At 42.0% G+C, this 1,620-nt stretch carries 2 protein-coding genes; both read left to right on the top strand.

Annotation, left to right across the window (positions count from 1 at the left end; all coding sequences use genetic code 11):
• Positions 1 to 669 (top strand): DUF3360 family protein (locus AB4653_RS17820; protein ID WP_372104875.1); only part of this gene is annotated, 669 nt, incomplete at its 5' end.
• A 307-nt stretch (positions 670 to 976) separates the two neighbouring features.
• Positions 977 to 1,620 (top strand): pyruvate formate lyase family protein (locus tag AB4653_RS17815; protein ID WP_372104873.1); only part of this gene is annotated, 644 nt, incomplete at its 3' end.

Here is a 1,620-nt window from a genome sequence, read left to right as displayed (position 1 = left end):
ATGCTTGGCTTGCCAAACGTTGAACACTTCATCGCTTCTCTACCATTTGCAATCCTAGCGGTAGCGATGTGGTCACCTGATTTCCTAGGTCACCGTATCTTCCAAGAACTAAACTACCCTAAAAAGTCTGAAAAAGTTCTGATGGACGTTGATGACACTATGACTATGTGTTCAGTTCGTCAAATGGTAGGTACAGCGGTTGGTGGTGGTAACATCACGTCTTCTTGGGGTACTTACATGATCCCAGCAGCAATCGCGAAACGTCCAATTCCTGGCGGCGCAATCTTGCTTGGTTCTCTATGTATTATTGTTGCGATTCTTGGTTTCCCAATGGACGTTGCAGTATGGCCACCAGTGATGCGTGTTGCGCTACTTGTAGGTGTATCTCTACCTCTACTTGAAGCGGGTATGCAAATGGTTAAGGATTCAAAGGATTCTCAAGCAGCTGGTATCTGTATCTTCGGTTCAGCGGTTGTTAACCCTGTATTAGCATGGGCTCTGACTATGCTTCTTGATAACAACGGTCTAATTGGTGATAAAGAGCGCGCGAAGCGTCTATCATTTGTAGACAAGATTGTAATCCCAGTTGGCGTTTTAGTTATCTGTTTAGTAGCAATGCTTGCAGTTGGTATGCTAGAAAGTCAGTATGGCCTAAAAGCTTGGCTATAATGCTCATTACTACACAAAAGTAGTATCGGGATTAAAAAAAAGTTTGGGTGGCAACCCCTGCCACTCAAATTTTTTCAACTTTTTTTGGCATTTATTGATTTAGTTTAAGGTTTGCAGAAATTTTTTAGCGTAGTCTTGAATACATAGAGTAAAGACAACATATAAAAGGTAGTGACAATATATATAACCATATGACGCTCATATGCTCATATATATTGTTATTAATAAGAGTGTACTACCCTTACGAGGGGCGCTGGCTCAACAGTGTTAATGTACGTATTTTTTCTACTAAAAAGGTAGGTATGTCATGGCAGAGCAATTTGCTAAAGCTTGGGAAGATTTTGCTGCAGGTGAGTGGCAAAGCGAAGTAAACGTTCGTGATTTCATTCAAAAGAACTACACGCCATATGAAGGCGACGAGTCTTTCCTAGTTTCTGAGGGTACTGAAGCAACTAACAAGCTTTGGTCTTCGGTAATGGAAGGTATCAAACAGGAAAACGCAACTAAAGCACCTGTAGATTTCGATACTTCTGTTATCTCTACCATTACTGCTCACGATGCAGGTTACATTGAGAAAGATCTTGAGACTATCGTTGGTCTACAAACTGAGAAGCCACTAAAACGTGCAATCATCCCTAACGGTGGTGTACGTATGGTTGAAGGTTCTTGTAAAGCATACGGTGAAACTCTTGACCCAATGGTTTCAAAAATCTACTCAGAATACCGCAAAACACACAATGCTGGCGTTTTCGATATCTACACTCCTGATATCCTAAAATGTCGTAAGTCTGGTGTTCTGACTGGTCTTCCTGATGCTTACGGCCGTGGTCGTATCATTGGTGACTACCGTCGTGTTGCACTTTACGGTATCAACTTCCTAATGAAAGACAAAGCTGCTCAATTCGCTTCTCTACAAGAGCGTTTCGAGAACGGCGAAGATCTTGCTGCTAC

Origin of the sequence: Vibrio sp. 10N.222.48.A3 (genome assembly GCF_041475345.1) — a bacterium.
GTDB lineage: Bacteria > Pseudomonadota > Gammaproteobacteria > Enterobacterales > Vibrionaceae > Vibrio > Vibrio tasmaniensis_A.
This window is presented reverse-complemented; position numbering and strand designations above follow the sequence as displayed.